General features: G+C 68.9%; 17 protein-coding genes. 7 read left to right on the plus strand and 10 right to left on the minus strand.

The genetic code is table 11. The annotated features are described in order from the left end of the window. Positions 1 to 2: 2 nt before the first annotated feature. The 3 genes from U858_RS0121600 (at position 3) to U858_RS0121610 (ending at position 4,053) form a co-directional block, all read left to right on the plus strand. Positions 3 to 524 carry a sigma-70 family RNA polymerase sigma factor gene (locus tag U858_RS0121600; protein ID WP_025139244.1) on the plus strand — a complete coding sequence of 174 codons (522 nt, stop codon included), beginning with the start codon at positions 3 to 5 and terminating at the stop codon, positions 522 to 524. Further along, the gene (locus U858_RS0121605) at positions 521 to 1,471 is read left to right on the plus strand and encodes a FecR domain-containing protein (protein ID WP_025139245.1); all 951 of its coding nucleotides are present in this window, start codon (positions 521 to 523) and stop codon (positions 1,469 to 1,471) included. The genes U858_RS0121600 and U858_RS0121605 overlap by 4 nt, the downstream gene beginning before the upstream one ends. 119 nt (positions 1,472 to 1,590) lie before the next feature. Next, positions 1,591 to 4,053 (plus strand): TonB-dependent receptor, encoded by a 2,463-nt coding sequence (locus tag U858_RS0121610; protein ID WP_025139246.1) that lies wholly within the window; start codon positions 1,591 to 1,593, stop codon positions 4,051 to 4,053. A 57-nt stretch (positions 4,054 to 4,110) separates the two neighbouring features. Here the strand turns inward: U858_RS0121610 and U858_RS0121615 are convergent, their stop codons facing one another. Genes U858_RS0121615 through acnA form a run of 3 tightly spaced genes read right to left on the minus strand, consistent with a single transcriptional unit; the run spans position 4,111 to position 8,843 of the window. Continuing rightward, entirely contained in the window at positions 4,111 to 5,166 is a 1,056-nt protein-coding gene (locus tag U858_RS0121615; RefSeq protein ID WP_025139247.1) for a lactonase family protein, read from the minus strand. Between the two features lie 50 nt (positions 5,167 to 5,216). Further along, positions 5,217 to 6,113 (minus strand): GntR family transcriptional regulator, encoded by an 897-nt coding sequence (locus tag U858_RS0121620; protein ID WP_025139248.1) that lies wholly within the window; start codon positions 6,111 to 6,113, stop codon positions 5,217 to 5,219. 24 nt (positions 6,114 to 6,137) lie between these two features. Further along, positions 6,138 to 8,843: an aconitate hydratase AcnA gene (gene acnA / locus U858_RS0121625; protein WP_025139249.1), complete on the minus strand. Its 2,706-nt coding sequence runs from the start codon at positions 8,841 to 8,843 to the stop codon at positions 6,138 to 6,140. 86 nt (positions 8,844 to 8,929) lie between these two features. On the opposite strand from acnA, the gene U858_RS0121630 reads away from it, so the two are divergent. After that, a complete protein-coding gene (locus U858_RS0121630) occupies positions 8,930 to 9,928 on the plus strand; it encodes a tripartite tricarboxylate transporter substrate binding protein (protein ID WP_025139250.1) in 999 nt (332 codons plus the stop codon). On the opposite strand, the gene U858_RS0121635 is transcribed toward U858_RS0121630, so the two are convergent. After that, positions 9,912 to 10,589, minus strand: a complete 678-nt coding sequence (locus U858_RS0121635) for a 2OG-Fe(II) oxygenase (protein ID WP_025139251.1) — start codon at positions 10,587 to 10,589, stop codon at positions 9,912 to 9,914. The genes U858_RS0121630 and U858_RS0121635 overlap by 17 nt on opposite strands. After that, positions 10,586 to 11,341, minus strand: a complete 756-nt coding sequence (locus U858_RS0121640) for a DNA-3-methyladenine glycosylase (RefSeq protein WP_025139252.1) — start codon at positions 11,339 to 11,341, stop codon at positions 10,586 to 10,588. The genes U858_RS0121635 and U858_RS0121640 overlap by 4 nt, the downstream gene beginning before the upstream one ends. A gap of 138 nt (positions 11,342 to 11,479) precedes the next feature. On the opposite strand from U858_RS0121640, the gene U858_RS0121645 reads away from it, so the two are divergent. Continuing rightward, positions 11,480 to 12,169, plus strand: coding sequence for an HAD family phosphatase (locus U858_RS0121645; RefSeq protein WP_025139253.1), 690 nt, complete (start codon positions 11,480 to 11,482; stop codon positions 12,167 to 12,169). A 75-nt stretch (positions 12,170 to 12,244) separates the two neighbouring features. On the opposite strand, the gene U858_RS0121650 is transcribed toward U858_RS0121645, so the two are convergent. From U858_RS0121650 to U858_RS0121660, 3 genes are all read right to left on the minus strand, one after another. Further along, positions 12,245 to 13,018 carry a short-chain dehydrogenase/reductase gene (locus U858_RS0121650; RefSeq protein ID WP_025139254.1) on the minus strand — a complete coding sequence of 258 codons (774 nt, stop codon included), beginning with the start codon at positions 13,016 to 13,018 and terminating at the stop codon, positions 12,245 to 12,247. Positions 13,019 to 13,192: 174 nt separating this feature from the next. Then, a complete protein-coding gene (gene rtcA, locus U858_RS0121655; protein ID WP_025139255.1) occupies positions 13,193 to 14,230 on the minus strand; it encodes an RNA 3'-terminal phosphate cyclase in 1,038 nt (345 codons plus the stop codon). Between the two features lie 55 nt (positions 14,231 to 14,285). Then, a complete protein-coding gene (locus U858_RS0121660; protein ID WP_025139256.1) occupies positions 14,286 to 15,515 on the minus strand; it encodes an RtcB family protein in 1,230 nt (409 codons plus the stop codon). A 200-nt stretch (positions 15,516 to 15,715) separates the two neighbouring features. Between U858_RS0121660 and rtcR the strand changes: the two genes are divergently transcribed. Together rtcR and U858_RS0121670 are read left to right on the plus strand one after the other, a co-directional pair. Further along, a complete protein-coding gene (gene rtcR, locus U858_RS0121665) occupies positions 15,716 to 17,344 on the plus strand; it encodes an RNA repair transcriptional activator RtcR (protein WP_025139257.1) in 1,629 nt (542 codons plus the stop codon). Positions 17,345 to 17,442: 98 nt separating this feature from the next. Continuing rightward, a complete protein-coding gene (locus tag U858_RS0121670) occupies positions 17,443 to 17,982 on the plus strand; it encodes an MgtC/SapB family protein (RefSeq protein ID WP_025139258.1) in 540 nt (179 codons plus the stop codon). A gap of 18 nt (positions 17,983 to 18,000) precedes the next feature. Here U858_RS0121670 and U858_RS0121675 read toward each other — a convergent pair whose 3' ends face one another. Further along, the gene (locus U858_RS0121675) at positions 18,001 to 18,387 is read right to left on the minus strand and encodes a VOC family protein (protein WP_025139259.1); all 387 of its coding nucleotides are present in this window, start codon (positions 18,385 to 18,387) and stop codon (positions 18,001 to 18,003) included. A gap of 95 nt (positions 18,388 to 18,482) precedes the next feature. Beyond that, positions 18,483 to 19,475 carry a formylglycine-generating enzyme family protein gene (locus U858_RS0121680; RefSeq protein ID WP_025139260.1) on the minus strand — a complete coding sequence of 331 codons (993 nt, stop codon included), beginning with the start codon at positions 19,473 to 19,475 and terminating at the stop codon, positions 18,483 to 18,485. Positions 19,476 to 19,510: the final 35 nt, after the last annotated feature.

A 19,510-nucleotide genomic window follows, 5' to 3' on the forward strand; every position in this document is an offset into this window, starting at 1 on the left:
CCGTGTCCTCGACCGACTCCCTGCCCAACGACGCTGTCACGCAGATCTACCGCGACCACCACGGCTGGCTGTCCGGGTGGCTGCGCAAGAAGCTTGGCAATTCCTTCGATGCCGCCGACCTGGCGCATGACACCTTCGTGCGCCTGATGGGGGCGCGCGTGCGCGAGGGCGGCGGGGCCGAGCCGCGTGCGCTGCTGACGCACATCGCCAAGGGCCTGGTGGTGGATCACTGGCGCCGCCGCGCGCTGGAAGACGCCTACCAGGCGGCCGCGGCGCAATTGCCGCCGTGCGAGGCGCCGTCGCCGGAAGTGCGGGCGCTGATCCTCGAAACCCTGTACGCCATCGACGCCACCCTGCGCAGCTTGCCCGCCAAGACGCGCGAGATATTCCTGGCTTCGCAATTCGACGGCATGGCCTATGCCGACATCGCGCGGGTGCAGCGCGTGTCGCTGGCCACGGTCAAGCGCCACATGCAGAAGGCGCTGACGGCCTGCCTGGTGGCCTATCACGCGAGCGCAGCATGACGGCGGCGGACCGCGCGCTGCTGGAAGAGGCCGCCGGCTGGCTGGTGCGGTTCCAGTCGGAAGCGCTGTCGGCGTCGGACCATGCCGCCTTTGAACGCTGGCGCGGCCGTAGCGCGGCGCACGCCGCGGCCTGGGCTCGCGCCGAGGACATGCTGCGCAGTTTCGGGCAGGTGCCGCCCGCCCTGGGCGCACAGGCCTTGCGGGGGCTGGACCGGCCGGGGCGTCGTCAGGTGCTGCGCACCGTGGCGGGCCTGCTGGCATTGGGGCCGGCCGCGTGGCTGGCCTGGCGTGAACTGCCGTGGCGCGAATGGGCGGCCGATGCCCGCACGGCTGCCGGAGAGCAGCGCCGCCTGCAACTGGCCGACGGCACGCAACTGATCTTGAACACTGCCACGGCGGTGGACATCCTGTACACCGCGGATCAGCGTGTCGTGTGGCTGCGGGCGGGTGAAATCCTGCTGACCACCGGCAAGGACCCGTCGCCGGTGCACCGGCCCTTCATCGTGCGCACGGCGCAGGGCACGGTGCAGGCGCTGGGCACGCGCTTCCTGGTGCGCGACGAAGGCAGCCGCGTGCGGGTGGCGGTATTTGAAGGCGCCGTGGATATCGGGCCGGCGGGCGGCGGCACGCATCGCGTGCTGCAGGCCATGCAGCAGACGGTGTTCGATGCCGGGCACGTCGCCGCGGCCACCGACGCGGATGCCGGACAGGCTTCGTGGGAGCACGGCATGCTGGCCGCGACCAACTGGCGGCTGGCCGATCTGGTGGACGAGCTGGCGCGCTATCGCCGCGGCTTTCTGCGCTGTGATCCGGCCGTGGCCGATCTGCGGGTGTCGGGCGCATTTCCGCTGCACGACATCGACGCCGGCCTGCGCCTGCTGGAAAAGACGCTGCCGGTGCGGATCAGCCGGGTCACGCCGTACTGGGTCAGCGTCACGGCGCGCTGACGCAACACCGTTACAAATCAATCGCCCAAGTTCTGACACTTTTTTCGCCTTCGTCCGGTGTACCGGGTGAATGATCGCGGCCCGGCCGCGACGCCCAGCCCCTAACGAAGGATCGTCACATGGTTTCCCGAAGCTCGCATCCCCAGTCCGTTTACCGTACCCCGGCCGCGCCATCGCCCGCGGTGAGCGCGGTGCGGGCCGTCAGCCTGGGGGTGGCGTTGCTGTTCGCAGCCACCGCGGCGCCGTCCGTGCGCGCGGCCGATGCCGCCAGCGCCCCGGCCGGCAAGGCCTACGCCATCGGCGCCGGCCCGCTGGGTGACGTGCTGGCGCAATTCGCCGCGGCGGCGGGCGTGCCGCTGTCGTTCGACCCGGCCGTGCTGGCGGGGCAGCGCAGCAGCGGCCTGAACGGCGTCTATACGGTGCGTGACGGCTTCGCACGCCTGCTGGCCGGGTCCGGCTACGCGCTGGCCGAGCAGGGTGGCGGCGCCTATTCGCTGCGCAAGCTGCCGGCGCCGGAAGCCGGCGTGACGACGTTGCCCGCCGTGACCGTGGCCGCGGCGGGCGTGAGCCCCTCGGCCTTGCCCGTCGAATACGCCGGCAACCAGGTGGCGCGCGGCGGCCGGCTGGGCTTGCTGGGCAACCAGGACGTGATGGACACGCCCTTCAGCGTCACCAACTACACGTCCGATCTGCTGGCCAACCGCCAGGCCGTCACCCTGGCCGATGCGCTGAACGTGGATTCTTCCGTGCGCTTTACCGGACAGATCGGCGGCGTGACCGATTCGTTCTACATCCGCGGCTTTCCCATCGGCGAAGGCAACCTGGGCGAGATCGCCTTTGACGGCGTCTATGGCGTGGCGCCCAACTACCACGTGTTCACCGACTACATCGAACGCGTCGAAGTGTTGAAAGGCCCTGCGGCGCTGTTGTACGGCATGTCGCCCAACAGCGGCGTGGGCGGGGTGATCAATATGGTGCCCAAGCGCGCCTTGCCCGAAGACCTGACGCGCCTGTCGGCCGACTACGTGGGCTCGTCGCAATTCGGCGGCCGGGTGGACCTGAGCCGGCGTTTCGGCAATGACGGCGAATGGGGCGTGCGCGTCAATGCCATGCACCGCCAGGGCGATACGCCGCTGGACAATCTGCATTCGCGCACCGACATCGGCGCCTTGTCGCTGGACTATCAGGGCACGCGGCTGCGCGCGTCGCTGGACGTGGTGATGCAGAACGAAAAGGTCGATGCGCCCACGCGGCCCTTCCTGGTGGCGTCGGGTCTGCAGGTGCCGGGCGCGCCGGACGGCCGTCGCAATGCGACCCAGCCCTGGGGGTGGTGGAAGTCCGACAGCCAGTCGGCGCTCTTGCGCGTGGAATACGACATCAGCGACCGCCTGACGGTGTTTGCCGACGCGGGCGGCTCGGACACATACGTGACGCGCCTGTCCGACCAGACGCCCACCATCGTCAACGCGGCCGGCGACACGCTGGTGACGCCGAACAACTCCAAGTTCCAGATCGACCGCAGCACCTACAACGCGGGCCTGCGCGCCAAGGTGGACACGGGGCCGGTGCGCCACGCCATCAGTTTCATGGGCAGCCTGTACAGTGACCGCAACCTGCAGGCCAGCGTGCTGGGCACGCCGCTGTCGTCCAACATCTACCATCCCGTGACGCGGCCCGAGCAGTTCATTCCCGCGCCCGCCAACCTGCCCAAGGTGTCGTCGTCGGACCTGACCGGCTTTGCGCTGGCCGACACGATGAGCATCCTGGACGACCGCGCGCAACTGACGCTGGGCGTGCGCCAGCAACGCATCGAGTCGCGCAACTTCAACGCCACCACCGGCGCGCGCACGCTCAGCTACGACGAAAGCGCCACCACGCCGCTGGCCGGCCTGGTGGTCAAGCCGTGGCGCAATGTGTCGCTGTATGCCAACTACATCGAAGGCCTGAGCAAGGGCGACGTGGCGCCGGCCACCGCCAGCAACGCGGGGCAGGTGTTCAAGCCCTACAAGGCCAAGCAGAAAGAGGTCGGCATCAAGGTCGACCTGGACAGCGCCATGCTGACCCTGAGCGCGTTCGAGATCACCAAGCCCAGCGGCCAGTTGACCGGCAACGTGTACGCGGCCGACAGCGAGCAGCGCAATCGCGGCCTGGAGCTGAACCTGTCGGGCGAGCCGCTGCGCGGCCTGCGCCTGTTGGGCGGCGTGACGCTGCTGGACGCGGAATTGACGCGCTCCAGCAACCGCGCCGTGCTGGGCAACCAGCCGGTGGGCGTGCCGCGTGTGATGGCGAACCTGAGCGCCGAATGGGATACGCCGTGGGTGGCGGGCCTGACGGTGACGGGCGGCGTGATTCACACCGGCAAGGAATACGTCAATCAGGCCAACACGCAATCGGTGCCGTCGTGGACCACCTTCGACCTGGGCGCGCGCTATGCGACGAAGATCCAGGGCAAGGACGTGACGCTGCGCGCCAACGTGGTCAACGTGTTCAATCGAGGCTACTGGTCGGGCGTGGCGTCGTACGGCACGATTTCGCAAGGCGTGCCGCGCACGCTGATGCTGTCGGCGTCGATGGATTTCTAAGCGCGTGCAGGGCCGGGCCGGCCCTGTTTTTCGACGCCCTGCGCCCCGCCATGGCGTTCATGCCAACCTGGGCGCGAACACCATGCAGACGGGGCTGCCGACCGGCTGCGTGCCGCCGTCATGGGCGAGCGTGCCGTCGTCGAGGTGCACGCGGAAGCGTTCCAGCGTGTCGCTGTCTTCATTCAGCGCGAAGAGGAAGCGGCCGTCGGGCGCCAGCGTGAAAAAGCGCGGTGTCCTGCCGTGCGTGGCGGCGTGCTGCACCGGGGCCAGGCGCCCGGTCTGCGCATCCACCTTGAACACCGCGATGCTGTCGTCGCCCCGGTTCGACACATACAGATGCCGGCCGCGCGCGTCGATCGCGATGCCCGCGGCGCGGCTGTTGCTGGTGTACGTATCGGGCAACGAAGGCAGCACCTGGAAGGGGCGCAACGCCTGTTCGTCCAAGGCATAGGCTGTCACGGTGTTGTCGAGTTCGTTGATGACATAGGCCCACGGCGCCGAGGGATGAAACACCGCGTGCCGCGGGCCAGCCCCTTCGCGTGCCGTGGCGACATGAACCGCCGGATCGCCCACGCGGTCGTCGTGCAAGGCATGCAGGAACACGCGATCCAGGCCCTTGTCGGGCACCATCACGTAGCGTCCGGTCGGGTCCACCAGGTTGTAGTGCGGCTTGGCGTGGGGCTGTTCCTTGCGGTGCGGCCCCGCTTCGCCCGGCATGGCGATCTGCTGCGCCACCGGCTCCAGGCTGCCGTCGGCGGCCACGGGCAGCACGGCCAGCGTGCCGCTCAGGTGGTTGGACACCATCAGGTAGCGGCCCGAGGGTGCCAGCGCCAGGTGCACGGGGTTCAGGCCGTCGCACGACTGGCTGCGCCACGGAGTCAGCCGGCCGCTGCGCGCATCGCGCCGCAGCGTGCTGACCTCGCGGCGGTCTCCGTGCACCGCGTACAGCACGGGCAGCGAGGGGTGCGGCAGCAGGTACGACGGGTTGACCAGGTCGCCGACGATCTGCGTGGGCGTCAGCGCGCCGGTGTCCGGCGCATAGTCGAAGACGCTGATGCCATCGCCGCGCGCATGGCGTTCGCGGGTGGTGCGGGAACCGATGTAGACGTGCATGGCCAGGGCCTGTTCCGGTAAGACAAGAAAAAGGCCATGCCAGGCAGGCCCTACGAAGCGAGGATGCCGCTGATGCGGGTCAGGTTGTCGAGCGTGCTGCGCAGGTGGGCGGCCAGCGCCTGGGCGGCCTCTTCGTTGCGCTCGCGTTCGAGCAGATCGAGAATTTCCAGGTGCTGGTCGCAGTGCTGCTTGTAGCGGCTGCGGTCCTGCATCGAGCGGTACGACAGCAGCCGGCGCACGCGGTTGACGCGCTTGATGGTGTCGATGAAAAACGGATTGCCCGAGGCTTCGACCAGCGATTCATGAAAGCGCACGCCGCGGTCGTGCAGCTGGTCGGCCGTGTCGGTGGCGATGCCGCCGTCCAGCAGGTGGCGTTCGGCGGCGCGGCAGCGTTCCAGCACGGGCTTGTCGATGCGAAAGCCGGGCTCCAGCAAGGCCGCGGGCTCCAGCGCCAGGCGCAGCCGGTACGACTGCAACAGGCTGTCGGGCGTGGTCATCATGGACGAGAATTCCCAGCCGTAGCCCGGGCGCCGCTGCGCCCAGCCTTCCTGCGCCACGCGCGCCAGCAAGGCCTGGGTCTGCGCCTGGGTCAGCGCGTAGCGGCTGCGCAGCAGCGCCTCGCTGCACTGCATGGGCAGTTCACCGCGCAGCAGTTCGTCGGCCAGCTGGAAATAGCGTTGCGTGACGATGTCGTCGGCGGCGGGCGGGGCCAGGTCCATGGGGGCTTGCGCCAGGGCGTCATAGGCATGCTGCAGGAAGTAGCCGCGGTTGGGTTTGCGCGCCACGATGCCGTGCTGTTCCAGGATGCCCAGCGCGTCATTGACCGGCGAGCGCGACAGGCGCAGGCGATCCGCCAGTTTCTGGGCCGTGAGGTGGGCGCCGCCGGGCAGGCGGTCTTGCCGGATCAGCTCCAGGATCTTGCTTACGGTGTTGGTCTGCGCGCTCATGGGATGGCCCGGGTTGCGGGGGCCTCAGCTGCCTGGGCCCGGTTCGGCCGGCGCCTGTCCATGGGCGCCGAGGGTATCCGCTAGGATAGCGGGAATCACCCCGCCCATCCGCAACAGGCGCAGTTCCAATTGGGTTTCCACGGCGGCCGTGGCGGTCAGCGGCTCCTGGCGGCCATCGGCGCGCAGCACGCGTACCGCGACGGCCTGGCGCGGCGCCAGGGCGTCGGCGGGGCAGTCGATGTCGATGCGGTCGCCGGGCTGGATATTCAGGGTCTGCGGCGTGACGCCCGCGGGCAGGCGCAGGGGCAGGATGCCCATGCCGATCAGGTTCGAGCGGTGGATGCGTTCAAAGCTCACTGCCAGCACCGCGCGGATGCCCAGCAGCCGCTGGCCCTTGGCGGCCCAGTCGCGCGACGAGCCGGTGCCGAAACGTTCGCCGGCCAGCAGCACCACCGCGTCGTCGTCGCGCCGATAATGGTCGGCGGCTTCCCAGATGGGTTCGAGGCGGCCGCTGGGGGCGTGCAGCGTGTGGCCTACCGGGGCGCCGGGGCACAACAGGTTGCCCAGGCTCTTGCTGTAGAAGGCCGCGCGCATCATCACTTCCCAGTTGCCGCGGCGCGAGGCGAACACGTTCAGGTCGTCGCGGTCGTCGCCTTGCGCGACCAGGAAATCGGCGATCAGGCTGTCCGGCGGAATCGCGCTGGCGGGCGACAGGTGGTCGGTGGTGACGTCGTCGCCCAACACCAGCAGCGGCCAGGCAGCGTAGCGGCCCAACTGGCTGGCGGGGCCGGCGGCGGCAAAGGGCGGGCGCCGCAGCGCGGTCGATGCCGGGTCCCAGGGAAAGCGCGGCGTGTCCGGCGATTGCAGCGCCTGCCATTGCGGGTTGGCGCTGGCTATCCGGAAGGCTCGGGCAAAGTCGTCGGCCCGCAGGCCCTGCGCCAGCGCGGCGTCGATCTCGGCGTCGTCGGGCCACAGGTCGCGCAGATGCACGGCGTGGCCGTCGGGCGCGACCTGCACCGGTTCGCGCGACAGATCGCGTTCGGCATCGCCGGCCAGCGCAAAGGCGATGACCAGCGGCGGCGACATCAGAAAGCCCAGGTCCAGGTCGGGATGGATGCGGCCGGTGAAATTGCGGTTGCCGGACAGCACGGCCACCGGGTGGATGGCACCGGCAGCCATGGCGTCCTGCACGGCCTGGGGCAGCGGGCCCGAGTTGCCGATACAGGTGGTGCAGCCGTAGCCGACGATGTCAAAACCCACGGCGGCCAGGTCGTCCAGCAGGCCGGCGCGCGCCAGGTAGTCGGCGGCCGCGGGCGAGCCGGGGCCCAATGAGGTCTTGACCCAGGCCGGCACCATCAGCCCGGCGCGGCGGGCCTTGCGCGCCAGCAGGCCGGCGGCGATCAACAGGCGCGGGTCCGACGTGTTGGTGCAGCTGGTGATTGCGGCGATGGCGATGGCGTGGCGCGGCAGCGCGGGAGCTGGGGCGGATGCGGGATCGGCGGGCGGCGTGGGCGCGCGATCGGCCGGCGACGCGGACTGCGGCGCGCCTTGCGGCTGGAAGTTCAGCGCGGCCAGGATCTCGCGCGTCTGGCGGTACGGGTGCAGGTCCTGCGGCCGCTTGGGGCCGGCCACATGCATCTGCACCTGGTCCAGCGCGATCTCGATCTCGCGGGTGTAGCGGGGGTGGGCCGCCGGGTCCAGCGCGATGCCGGCGCTTTCGGCGTAGGCGCCCACCCGCGCGATGTGGGCCTCGTCGCGGCCGGTCTGGCGCAGGTAGTCCAGCGTGGCGCCGTCGATGGGGAAATAGCCGGTGGTGGCGCCGTACTCCGGCGCCATGTTGGCGACCACGCAGCGGCTGCCGGCCGACAGCGTCGCAACGCCCGGGCCGAAGAATTCGACGAATTCTCCCGATACCTGGATGGCGCGCAGGCGCTGCGTCACCGTCAGCGCCAGGTCGGTAGCGGTGACGCCGGGGCCCAGCTTCCCGGTCAGGCGCACGCCGATCACGTCGGGAATGCGCAGCAGGGTCGGCATGCCGAACATCACCGTCTGCGCCTCCAGTCCGCCCACGCCCCAGCCCAGCACGCCGATGCCGTTGATCATCGGCGTGTGGCTGTCGGTGCCGATCATCATGTCCGGGTGCAGCGTGCCGGCGTCATGGCACACGACGGTGGCCAGTTGCTCCAGGTTGATGGTGTGCATGATGCCGGTGCCGGGCGGATGGATGCGCACGTTCGACAAAGCCTTCGAGGCCCAGCGCAGAAAGCGGTAGCGCTCGGCATTGCGGCGCAGTTCCAGCGCCAGGTTCTGCGTGGCCGCATCGGGCTGCGCATAGGCCTGCACGGCCAGGGAATGATCCACCGACACGTCCACCGGCAGCACCGGGTTGAGCACACGCGGATCCACCCCAGCCTCGTCCAGCGCATCGCGCATGGCGGCGATATCGACCAGCGCTGGCGTGCTGGTGGTGTCGTGCATCAGCACGCGGCCGGGCTGGAACGCGATCTCGGCTTCGCTGGAGCCGTGCGCCAGCCAGGCCATCAGCGCGGCCACGGCCTCGTCGCGCTCAACGCCCTGCATGTTGCGCAGTGCGTTTTCCAGCAGCAGCCGCAGCACCACCGGCAGGCGGTGGTAGTCGGGGCCGACTGTCGCGGCGGAATCGATGTGGGTATAGGCCACGCCGTCCAGCGTGAAACTGGTGCGGCGCGGCGAAGCATTGGTGTTTTCCATAGCTGCCAGTTTTGCATATTGAATGCATAAAATGCAATTAAGGAAAAACCCGGCCGCCACGAAGCAGGCCACCCAGGAGACAGACCATGCCCTTCATCCGCACCCTTGCCGCCAGCGCGGCCCTGACCCTGGCGACCGTCGCGCCGCTACATGCCGCCGACACCGCCGCGCCTGGCGTCGGCAGCGGCCGGCCCATCACCCTGATCGTGCCGTTCGCTGCGGGTGGCGGCGTCGATGGCATGGGCCGCCTGCTGGCCGAACGCCTGCGGGCAGAACTGCCGCAGGGCGTGGTGGTGGAAAACAAGCCGGGCGCCAGCGGCATGCTGGGCGCGCAGACGGTGGTGCGCTCAGTGCCCGACGGCACGACCTTGCTGCTGGGCTCGGCCGGCGAGACCGCCATCAATCCGTTGGTGTTCAAGGGCAAGATGCAATACCAGCCCGAACGCGACCTGGCGCCGATTGCGCTGGTGGCGCGCGTGCCCAACGTGCTGGTGGCCAGCCCCAAGCTGCCGGTGGCCACGGTGCAGGAACTGGTGGCCTATGGCCGCGCCAACCCGGACCGCCTGACCTACGCCACCAGCGGTGTCGGCAACCCCCAGCACCTGAACGGCGAACTGCTGCAATCGCTGGCCGGCATCAAGATGGTTCACGTGCCGTACAAGGGCGCCTCGGCGCAGCTGGTGGATGTGGCCGCGGGCAGCGTCGACCTGACCTTCGTGAGCCTGGCGGGCGCGCTGCCGTTCATCAAGAGCGGCAAGGTCAAGCCGCTGGCAGTGACGTCAGCCAAGCGCGCCTCGTTTGCGCCCGACATTCCTGCCGTGGCCGAGTACGCGCCGCTCAAGGATTACGCGCTGGAAAACTGGTTCGGCATTTTCGTGCCGGCCGCTACGCCCGTCCCGGTGCGCCAGCAACTGGCCGCCGCCATCGACCGCTGCCTGCGCGATGAAAAACTGGTGGCCAGCCTGCGCGAACTGGGCGGCGAGGTGCAGCCGATGTCGCCGGACGCGTTCCGCGATTTCATCCAGGCCCAGACCGCCGTGTTCGCCAAGGTCGTGGCGGATGGGCATATCACGGCGGAGAATTGAGGTCCAATTCCAGCCCCACCCGCACCCCGGTGCGCACGCGGCTGATGGCGTGACGCAAGGTCGCGCGGTAGTCGCCCTGCGTGCCGCGAATGGGGCGGTGCGCGGAGGCGATCAGGGCGGCGTCGCCCAGGGCCAGCGGCAGCACCACGGGGCGCGATTGCTGGCGGGGGCGTTGCTCGGTCATGACGAATTCGCCGCCCGTGAAGTCGTGGCCCGGGGCGGTCAGCAGGGCGACCAGCCGCAGCGGAAAGGCCGATTCATCGGCGTCGTATTCCAAGGGATGGGAATCGCCTGCGCGCAGGCGGTGGATCACGGCGGGGTTCGGCAGCGCCAGCGGCAGGGTGTGCGTGTCGCGCCCCAGCCGCTGCGCCCAGGTCTGCGCCAAGGCTTCAAGCCGCGCATGCAGCGCCGCCAGCAATCCTGCCAGCGCCGTGGGCATGGGCGCATCAAGCGAGGCGCGTTCGCCTTGCCCGGTGGGGGTGGGCAAGCGGTGGACGCTGTTGGCGTTGCCATCGCCCTTGTGGTTGTCGAGCCGCTGCGTCAATTCCCGTGCCTGGGCGGGCGTAAACAATGCGGGCAATAGTGCCCAGCCTTCAGCATCCAATTGCTGTTCGATGCGTGCCCAGTCGTAGCGGTCCAGGCCCTGAGCCACCGCGCTCATGCGGCCTCCGTCGGCGTTGCCGGCATGCGCCACAGATACCACGCCGCGATGGTGCGATAGGGGCTGAATGCCTCGCCGATCGTGCGCATCTGCGCGGGCGAGGGGGCCTTGTCCAGCCGCTTCAGGCGGCGATAGCCTTCGCGCACGCCGTAGTCGTCCACCGGCAGGATGTCCATGCGTTCCAGCGTGTAGATCAGCAGCATCTCTACCGTCCAGCGGCCCACGCCGCGCAGCGCCACCAGGCGTTCGACCAGCGCATCGTCCGTCATCGCCAGCGCGTCGTCGCGGCCGGGAATGACGCCGTCCAGCGCCGCCTGGGCGATGCCGCGGATGGTGGCCAGCTTCGAGGCCGAAAAGCCGCAGTCGCGCTGCGCCTGCGGGTCGGTGCCCAGCAGTGCGGCGGGCGGCGGAAACGTCTGGCCAGGGTACAGCGCCAGGAATCGCCCCAGGATCGCGTCGCCGGCGCGCGCATGCAGTTGCTGGTAGGCGATGGCGCGCACCAGCGCCTGGTAAGGGTCGCGCGCCGGCCGCGATTCGTGGCGGCACGGGCCGATGGCGGCGACGTGGCGGGCCCAGTCGTCGTCCAGGGCGGCCAGGTGCTTGGCGGCACGCCTGTACAGGGCGGTGGGCGGCGGCGGAATCGGGGGCGCTGCGGCGGCAACGGCCGCGGGCGTTTTGCGGACGGATAGGCGGGCGGATTGCCGGGCAGGCTTGGGCGGCGAGGCAGCGGGGGCGGATTTCGGTGGCGTCATGGACGACGGGGCGTGGCAGGGGGAAGGACAGCATAGCGGCCCGCGCCGGGATTGGCACTCCGGTGCTTGCCATCGCGGCCGGCTGTTGCGGTGCAGTATGCTCTAGGGCTTCCCGGACCCTTTCCCCTGCTGCCCGCAATGACTGATTTTCCCTTTGACGCCGTGCTGTTCGACTGCGACGGCGTGCTGGTCGATTCCGAACCCATCACCGCCCGTGTCCTGACCGAAATGCTCAACGAGCTGGGTTGGGCGATCACGTTCGAAGAGGCCACCCGCATCTTCACCGGCAAGGCCGTGCGTGACGAGCTGCCCCTGATTCAATCGAAGACCGGCGTGGCCTTGTCGCCCGACTGGTTCGCCCAGTTCCGCGAACGCCGCAACGGCGCGCTGGACCGCGAACTGCTTGAAATTCCCGGCGCGCCTGACGCGGTGCGGGCCCTGCACCAGGCGCTGGATGGCCGTATCGCCGTCGCGTCGGGCGCCGACCGCCGCAAGGTTGAATTGCAGCTGGCCAAGGTTGGCATCGCCGACTGCTTTGGCGAGCGAGTCTTCAGCGGCCATGAAATGCCGCGCAGCAAACCCTTTCCCGATGTGTATCTGGCAGCCGCCAGCGCATTGGGCGTGGACCCGGCGCGCTGCGCGGTGGTCGAAGACACCGTCACCGGCGCCACGGCCGGCGTGGCGGCGGGTGCAACGGTGTTCGGCTACAGCCCCGACGCCAACGGCCACAGCAGCCCCGAGGCCCTGCGCAGCGTGGGCGTGGCGCATGTGTTCACCGACATGAAGCAATTGCCGGCCCTCTTGGCCGGCTGGGCCGCGGCGCGCTGACGCGCCGGGTGAAATCCGGCGGCCCGCCCGCTCAGGGTGGCGCCGCCGTCCAGGCCATCGATCTGCCCGCCGGATTCAGCGGGCGTACTGCTCGCCGCCGTCCAGGTCGATGACCGTGCCGCTGAGATACCCCGCCCGGGGCGATGCGCCGAACACCACCATGTCCGCCACTTCCTCGGCTTCCATCAGACGGCCGAAGGGCAGGTCGGACAAGGTTTCTTCCCAGCGCGATTCATCTCCCCAACGCGCTTGCGCCCGCTGTTTGGCCAGCGTCAGCACGCGGTCGGTGCGGGTGCGCGACGGATTCACGCCGAACACGCGCACGCCGTGGCGCGGCGCATCGCCGCCCAGGGCGCGGGTGAAGGCGATCAGCGAGGCGTTGGCGGCCGCGCCGCAGATGTAGTCGGCGCGCGGCGCCGAGCCGGCCATGCCGATGACGTTGGCGATGACGCCCGTGCCGGCCTGCCGCATCAGCGGGTAGTAGTGGCGGGCCAGGTCGATGTAGCCGTGCACCTTCAGTTCCCAGCCTGCGCGCCAGCGGTCATCGGCCACCTGGTCCAGCGCGCCGCCCGGCACCGCGCCGGCGTTGTTGACCAGGATGTCCACGGCGCCGGCCTCATCGAGCACCCGCGCGGCGGCGCCCGCCTGGGCCAGGTCCAGCGCCAGCGTGCGCACCGCCTTGCCCGTCTGCGCCTGAATCGCCTGGGCCGCAGCCTGCAGCGCCGCGCCGTCGCGCGCGACCAATATCGGCTCGGCGCCTTCGCGCGCAAAAGCCGTGGCGCAGGCCAGGCCGATACCCTTGGATGCGCCTGTCACCAGCACGCGCTTGCCTTGCAGCTGCAAATCCATCCGAAGCTCCTCGCGGTCACGTCCACGGACGAGATGCCGGGGCGCGTTGGGAAATCGACCCCGGCAACCCGGTGTCGTACAGCGCTGTTGTAAACCAGATGCCCTTGCCGGAACAGCCGTGGCCGATGTCAGGCAACGGCCTGCCGGCATTCAGGATGCCGTCTGCGCCCGCATTCAAGCCGGCGCAATATCGACGCGATGTCCGCCCGCCTGCGCGGCATGGCGGATGGCCACGGGCAGGAAGCGTTCGATCACCGACGCATTCGTGCTGGTATGCCCCGTGATCTCGGTGCAGGTGAAATGCGCCGGTTTGCCGCTGTCGTGCACCGCCAGCGCCAGCAGCAACAGCCATTGGTCGGCCAGGTGCGGTCCCAGCGCCGCTTCGCTGGCGAGATACGCGCCGACCTCGCGCGCCAGCGTGCCGGCCACCGTTTCCGCGTTGACGCCTTTGGCGCCGTACGCGGTGAACACTTCGGTGACCTCGGTGTGCGCCAGCGTCGCGGTCAGCGCGTTGCCGGGGCCTTCGTTCTGGTGCGACGCGGCGACCAGCAGCTGGTCTTGCGTCCAGCCCAGCTGCTCGGCCAGCACGTCCAGTTCGCGCCGCGCAATGGCGCGCGGCAGGCCCGCCACGATGCATTCCGCGGACAGGCTTTGCACCGCGCCGCGCTGCGCGATATTCACCGGCGCGAGGCCGCCTGCCGCAGGCGTGATCTCGGCCATCACCATGCCGCCGCCCGCCGGGTAGAAGCCGCGGCGGCGCAGGTCCAGCGCCAGCCCCGCGCCCAGCTTGCGCGCCAGCGGCGCATAGGCGCGCGCCAGGAAATCGAACGACGGCGCCAGCGGGTTATGCGTGCCGCCCTGCAGTTCCAGGCGGCTGGGGCCGTCGGCCCGCAGCAGCGCCGGCAGCACGGTCTGCAAGACCAGCATGCAGCTGCCGGCGCTGGCGATCGCGTAGCGGTAGTCGCCCGCGCGTATCGGGCCTGGCGCAAAGCGCAGCTGTTGCGAGCCGAGTTCGGCGCCTTCGCACTCGGCGCCGCTGATCTGCATCGCCGCCTGCACGCAGGCCAGATGCTGGCGCATCAGGCCGGGCTTGGAACGCTTGGCGCGGATGCGCTCGATGCGCAGCGGCATGCCGGTAATCATGGAAAGCGCGAGCGCGGTGCGCAGCACCTGCCCGCCGCCTTCTCCTTCGGAACCATCCAGTTCAATCATTGCCATTCTTCTTGTTCAACGTCTTGTTCAACCGGGCGGGTCCAGCCCGGTTTTTTCAGCCCTTCACGCACACGATCTGCTTCAGGGTGTAGACCACTTCCACCAGGTCCTGCTGCGCCTGCATCACGGCGTCGATGTCCTTGTACGCCATCGGGATCTCGTCGATCACGTTGGCGTCCTTGCGGCATTCCACGCCTTCGGTCGCGGCCACCTGGTCGGCCACCGTGTACAGCTTCTTGGCCTTGGTGCGGCTCATCTTGCGGCCGGCGCCGTGGCTGCAGCTCATGAAGCTCTCCGGGTTGCCCTTGCCGCGCACGATGTAGCTCTTGGCGCCCATGCTGCCCGGAATGATGCCCAGCTCGCCCGCCTTGGCGCTCACCGCGCCCTTGCGGGTCAGCAGCACCTCTTCGCCGAAGTGGGTTTCGCGGCTGACATAGTTGTGGTGGCAGTTCACCGCTTCCATGTGCGCCTCGAACGGCTTGCTGATCACCGAGCGCACCGCGCCGACCAGGCGATGCATCATCACTTCACGGTTGGCGCGCGCGAACTTCTGCGCCCAGCCCACCGCACGCACATAGTCGCCGAAGTATTTCGAGCCTTCCTCGAAGTACGCCAGGTCCTGGTCGGGCAGGTTGCGCTGGTGCTGCTCGGCGTCTTTCTTGGCCAGCTCGATGAACATCGTGCCGATGGCGTTGCCGACGCCGCGCGACCCCGAGTGCAGCATGAACCACACCGACCCCGCTTCATCCAGGCACACCTCGATGAAGTGGTTGCCGGTACCCAGCGTGCCCAGGTGCTTGTAGTTGTTGGTGTTGCGCAGGCGCGGGTAGTCCTGGCACAGCGCTTCGAATTCGGGCGACAGGGCGCGCCAGGCGATATCGGTTTCATCGGGCGGCGTTTCCCACGACCCGTGGTCGCGGCCGCCGCGGCGCGGCGAGATGCCGTGCGGCACGGCCTTCTCGATGGCCGCGCGCAGCGGGCCCAGGTTGTCCGGCAGGTCGTTGGCGTGCAGCGTGGTCTTGCACGCCATCATGCCGCAGCCGATGTCCACGCCCACGGCGGCCGGAATCACGGCCTTGATGGTCGGAATCACCGAGCCCACCGTGGCGCCGATGCCGTAGTGCACATCCGGCATGGCCGCGATGTGCTTGTAGATGATGGGCAGGCGGGCGGCGTTTTCCAGTTGCTGCAGGGCTTCGGCCTCGACCGGCACGCCCTCGGTCCACATTTTCACGGGAACGCCCTGGGCGCCTTGGTGCAGCTTGTACGTCATGTTCTTCTCCATTGCATAGTGAGGGGCGGCGGGCCTTGCGCGCCGCCTGCTTCTATCTATGCAATCGCCGTGCCAGCTTTTGAAAATAGCCTGCATGAATCTTGCAAGCCATTGATGTGAAAGGGATTGGTGTGTGTTGTTGCAGGGTTGCCTGCGGCGGGGTGTATGTCTAGAATTCTGATAACTTATAAATATAGCTATAAATATAGAAAATGAAACCAATCGTGGTCGTGGGGTTCATCGGCACGCAGCTCGATTCCGGGACGGGGCCGGCCCGTTGGGAAAAATGGCGTCCCACCGTGGCGCTGACCCAGCACGAAGACCGCGTCATCGCCCGCATGGAACTGCTCTATACCGCCCGCCATCGCCGGCTGGCCGAGCTGATCCAGGCCGACATCGCGGCCGTGTCGCCGGAAACCATCGTCAACCTGATCGAAGTCGAACTGGCCGACCCCTGGGACTTCGGCGAGGTCTACCACTGCCTGTACCAATGGGCGCGGGCCTATCCGTTTGACGTCGAGCGCGAAGAATACTGGGCCCACATCACCACCGGCACGCACGTGGCGCAGATCTGCCAGTTTCTGCTGGTGGAATCGCGTGTGTTGCCCGGCGTGCTGGTGCAGACGGCGCCGCCGCGGCGGCAGCGCCCGGGCCAGCCGGGCGACCTGGCGCTGATCGACCTGGACCTGTCGCGCTATGACGTGATCGCCCAGCGCTTTGCCGACGAGCAGCGCGATGCGGTCGACTTCCTGAAACGCGGCATTGCCACGCGCAACGCGAAGTTCAACGCGCTCATCACCGAGATCGAGCGCGTGGCCTTGCGCTCGCGCGCGCCCATCCTGTTGGCCGGGCCCACCGGCGCAGGCAAGTCGTTCCTGGCGCGCCGCATGTTCGAACTGAAAAAGGCGCGGCACCATATCGCCGGGCCGTTCGTCGAGGTCAATTGCGCCACCCTGCGCGGCGACACGGCCGCGGCGGCCTTGTTCGGCCACAAGAAGGGCGCCTACACCGGCGCGGCCGCCGACCGCGCGGGCCTGCTGCGCACCGCCCACGAAGGCGTGCTGTTCCTGGACGAAATCGGCGAATTGGGCGTGGACGAACAGGCCATGCTGCTCAAGGCCATCGAAGAGCGCCGCTTCTACCCCGTGGGGGCCGACCGCGAGGTCGAAAGCGACTTCCAGCTGATCGCCGGCACCAACCGCGACCTGCGGCGCGAGGTCGCGGCGGGGCGCTTTCGCGAAGACCTGTACGCCCGCATCAATATGTGGACCTACGATCTGCCCGGCCTGGCGGCGCGGGCCGAAGACATCGAACCCAACATCGACCACCTGCTGGCGGCCTACGTCACCGAGCATCACCGGGCTGCGCGTTTCAACGTCGAGGCCCGCCAGGCCTACCTGGCCTTCGCGCAAAGTGCGGATGCCCCCTGGCGCGGCAACTTCCGTGACCTGTCGTCCAGCATCGCACGGCTGGCCACGCTGGCCGAAGGCGGACGCATCAGCCTGGAATTGGTAGAAGCCGAGATTTCCCGGCTGCGCTGGCTGTGGCAGCGCGACGAGCAGGGCGCGGCGGCCACGCCGGCTGCGCCGGACCTGCGTGCGTTGCTGGGCGATGCGCGCGTTGACGCCATGGATCTGTTTGACCAGCTGCAACTGCAAGCGGTGCTGCAGGTCTGCGTGCAGGCCCGCAACCTGTCGGACGCCGGTCGCAAGCTGTTCCAGGCGTCCCGCGCCGAACGCAGTGTGGTCAACGATGCGGACCGCCTGCGCAAGTACCTGGCCAAGCATGGGCTGCATTGGGAGCAGTTGCGGGGGGATGCGGCCTTGGGGGCGGCCCTGTAGGGCCATGTCCGTACGGCTGCTATGCTGGTTCCGGCCGGCGCTGCGATGCCCCTTTGCCGCGCCATTCAGCGTTCACCCCCCCTTGCCCGGAGACGGCGATGTCGGAAATCTGGTTGGAAGTCTGGACCACCTTGCGCAGCGAGTTTGCCGATATCCCGGATGTGGGCGAAGCCACGCGCATCGTGCTGCGCCTGGGCATGGCGGTCATCCTGGGCGGTCTGCTGGGCTACGAACGCGAGCGCAGCGGCAAGGCGGCCGGCCTGCGCACCCACATGCTGGTGGCGCTGGGCGCGGCGATCTTCGTGCTGGTGCCGTTGCAGAACGGCATGCAGGTGGGTGACCTGAGCCGGGTGCTGCAGGGCGTCATCGCCGGTATCGGCTTTCTGGGCGCGGGCGCCATCATCAAGCTGAGCAATGAACGCGAGATCCGCGGCCTGACCACGTCGGCCAGCATCTGGATGACGGCGGCCATCGGCGTGGCCGCGGGCATGGGCCGCGAGGCCACCGCCGTGGCCAGCACCTTGATGGCGTTGTTCGTGCTGGCCGTGTTGCGGCGGGTCGAAGCGCGCATTGCCGGCAAGGGCGCCAAGCGCGTGATCGAAAATGAAAAAGGCCTGGTCGAACGCGACAAGGCCTGAAGGGGTTGGCCTGCTGCCCTACTTCTTCAACTGCACCAGCACGAACTCGTTGCCGTACAGGTCGATGAAGTGCGCGTACACGGCGAAATTATCGTGCACCGGTTCGCGCGTGAACCGCACGCCCCGGGCGGCGAAGCGGGCGTGGTCGCGCACCACGTCGTCGGTGTAGAACACGCCTACCGGCTGGCCGCCGGTCTGGTCGCCCACGCGGTCGCGTTGCGCCTGGGTCTGGGCCTGCAACAGCCACACGCCCACCGAGGGCTGTTCGGGCAGCCGCAGGTGCACGAAGCGTTGCTGGCCCACGGCCATGTCGACGAACACCTCCATGCCCAGCTTGTCCTGGTAGAAAGAAATGGCGGTGTCGTAATCGTTGACGAGCAGGACGAGACGGCCCAGCGAGTGCATGTCAGGACTCTCTTTGTAGTGGTATGTGCGGCTATGCTAACCGCTATACGGCAGGGGCTGTTGTCACGGCCCCCGGCGTGATCGCTGTGCGGGCATCAGTCGGCTTCGCGCAACAGGCGAAAACCCACCAGCGGATAGCGTGTTTCGGCGGTATTCCAGTTGCGGTAGGCCGACCGCAAGTACAGCGCCCAGGTGTGCCACGAGCCGCCGCGGCGCACCCGCACGTTGCCGCTGGCCGGGCCTTGGGGGTCGTCTTGGGGCGATTGGGCGTAATAGTCTTCGCCGTACCAGTCGGCCACCCATTCCCAGGCATTGCCGTGCATGTCGTGCAGGCCGAAGGCGTTGGGGGCGTAGGTGGCGACCGGCGCGGTGAAGGTGTGGCCGTCGCTGCGCGGGGCCGCAAAAGCCTGCCACTTGGGCCACAGCGGCGCCGCGTCCGCGTCGAAGGTATTGGCTACGCCGGGCAGGCCGGCGGGATCGTCGCCGTGCTGATAGCGGGTACGGCCGCCGGCCCGCGCGGCGTATTCCCATTCGGCTTCGGTGGGCAGGCGGTAGACGCGGCCTTCCTGCTGGCTGAGCCAGCGGGCCAGGGCGGTGGCGTCGTTCCAGCTGACGTTGACCACGGGGTGCTCATCCGTCTGGGCAAAGCCGGGGTTACGCCACGAATAGCGGGTATCGCGGCCTTCGAAGGCGTCGCCGCGTTCGGTCTTGTCGGGGTCGTAGGCGGCGTTGTAGCCGTAGCCGCCGGTGCCGTCGGCCTCGGATTCGGGCACATAGCCGGACGCCTCGATGAAGCGGCGGAACTGGCCCACGGTGACCTCGGTGCGTTCAAGATAGAACGGGCGGGTGATGCGCACCGTGTGCACCGGGGCTTCGTCGAACAGCTGGGCGAAGCGCTCTTTCGGGTACTGCGGGAAGTCGCGCGCCAGGGCCTCGGGCGTTTCGTCGCTGCCCATCTGGAAGGTGCCGGCGGGCACATGCACGAAGGTCATGCCCAGCGAGTTTTCGACCAGGGCAGGCGGTTCGGCCGACCAGGCCGGCACGGTGGCCAGCGTACAGAGCAATGCCAGGGCGATGGGTAGGCGCATGACGGGCCGCAAGAAAGGAAAGCGCAGATAGTAGG

Source organism: Achromobacter sp. DH1f, from assembly GCF_000633435.1.
Taxonomy (GTDB): Bacteria; Pseudomonadota; Gammaproteobacteria; order Burkholderiales; family Burkholderiaceae_B; genus Achromobacter; species Achromobacter deleyi.

Excerpts from the sequence above, each read along its gene's own strand:
- U858_RS0121640 (WP_025139252.1), bottom strand. The coding sequence starts at position 11,341 with ATGACGCCACCGAAATCCGCCCCCGCTGCCTCGCCGCCCAAGCCTGCC.
- acnA (WP_025139249.1), bottom strand. The coding sequence starts at position 8,843 with ATGGAAAACACCAATGCTTCGCCGCGCCGCACCAGTTTCACGCTGGAC.
- rtcR (WP_025139257.1), top strand. The coding sequence starts at position 15,716 with ATGAAACCAATCGTGGTCGTGGGGTTCATCGGCACGCAGCTCGATTCC.
- rtcA (WP_025139255.1), bottom strand. The coding sequence starts at position 14,230 with ATGATTGAACTGGATGGTTCCGAAGGAGAAGGCGGCGGGCAGGTGCTG.
- U858_RS0121620 (WP_025139248.1), bottom strand. The coding sequence starts at position 6,113 with ATGAGCGCGCAGACCAACACCGTAAGCAAGATCCTGGAGCTGATCCGG.
- U858_RS0121635 (WP_025139251.1), bottom strand. The coding sequence starts at position 10,589 with ATGAGCGCGGTGGCTCAGGGCCTGGACCGCTACGACTGGGCACGCATC.
- U858_RS0121675 (WP_025139259.1), bottom strand. The coding sequence starts at position 18,387 with ATGCACTCGCTGGGCCGTCTCGTCCTGCTCGTCAACGATTACGACACC.
- U858_RS0121610 (WP_025139246.1), top strand. The coding sequence starts at position 1,591 with ATGGTTTCCCGAAGCTCGCATCCCCAGTCCGTTTACCGTACCCCGGCC.
- U858_RS0121670 (WP_025139258.1), top strand. The coding sequence starts at position 17,443 with ATGTCGGAAATCTGGTTGGAAGTCTGGACCACCTTGCGCAGCGAGTTT.
- U858_RS0121615 (WP_025139247.1), bottom strand. The coding sequence starts at position 5,166 with ATGCACGTCTACATCGGTTCCCGCACCACCCGCGAACGCCATGCGCGC.
- U858_RS0121660 (WP_025139256.1), bottom strand. The coding sequence starts at position 15,515 with ATGGAGAAGAACATGACGTACAAGCTGCACCAAGGCGCCCAGGGCGTT.
- U858_RS0121630 (WP_025139250.1), top strand. The coding sequence starts at position 8,930 with ATGCCCTTCATCCGCACCCTTGCCGCCAGCGCGGCCCTGACCCTGGCG.
- U858_RS0121650 (WP_025139254.1), bottom strand. The coding sequence starts at position 13,018 with ATGGATTTGCAGCTGCAAGGCAAGCGCGTGCTGGTGACAGGCGCATCC.
- U858_RS0121605 (WP_025139245.1), top strand. The coding sequence starts at position 521 with ATGACGGCGGCGGACCGCGCGCTGCTGGAAGAGGCCGCCGGCTGGCTG.
- U858_RS0121645 (WP_025139253.1), top strand. The coding sequence starts at position 11,480 with ATGACTGATTTTCCCTTTGACGCCGTGCTGTTCGACTGCGACGGCGTG.
- U858_RS0121680 (WP_025139260.1), bottom strand. The coding sequence starts at position 19,475 with ATGCGCCTACCCATCGCCCTGGCATTGCTCTGTACGCTGGCCACCGTG.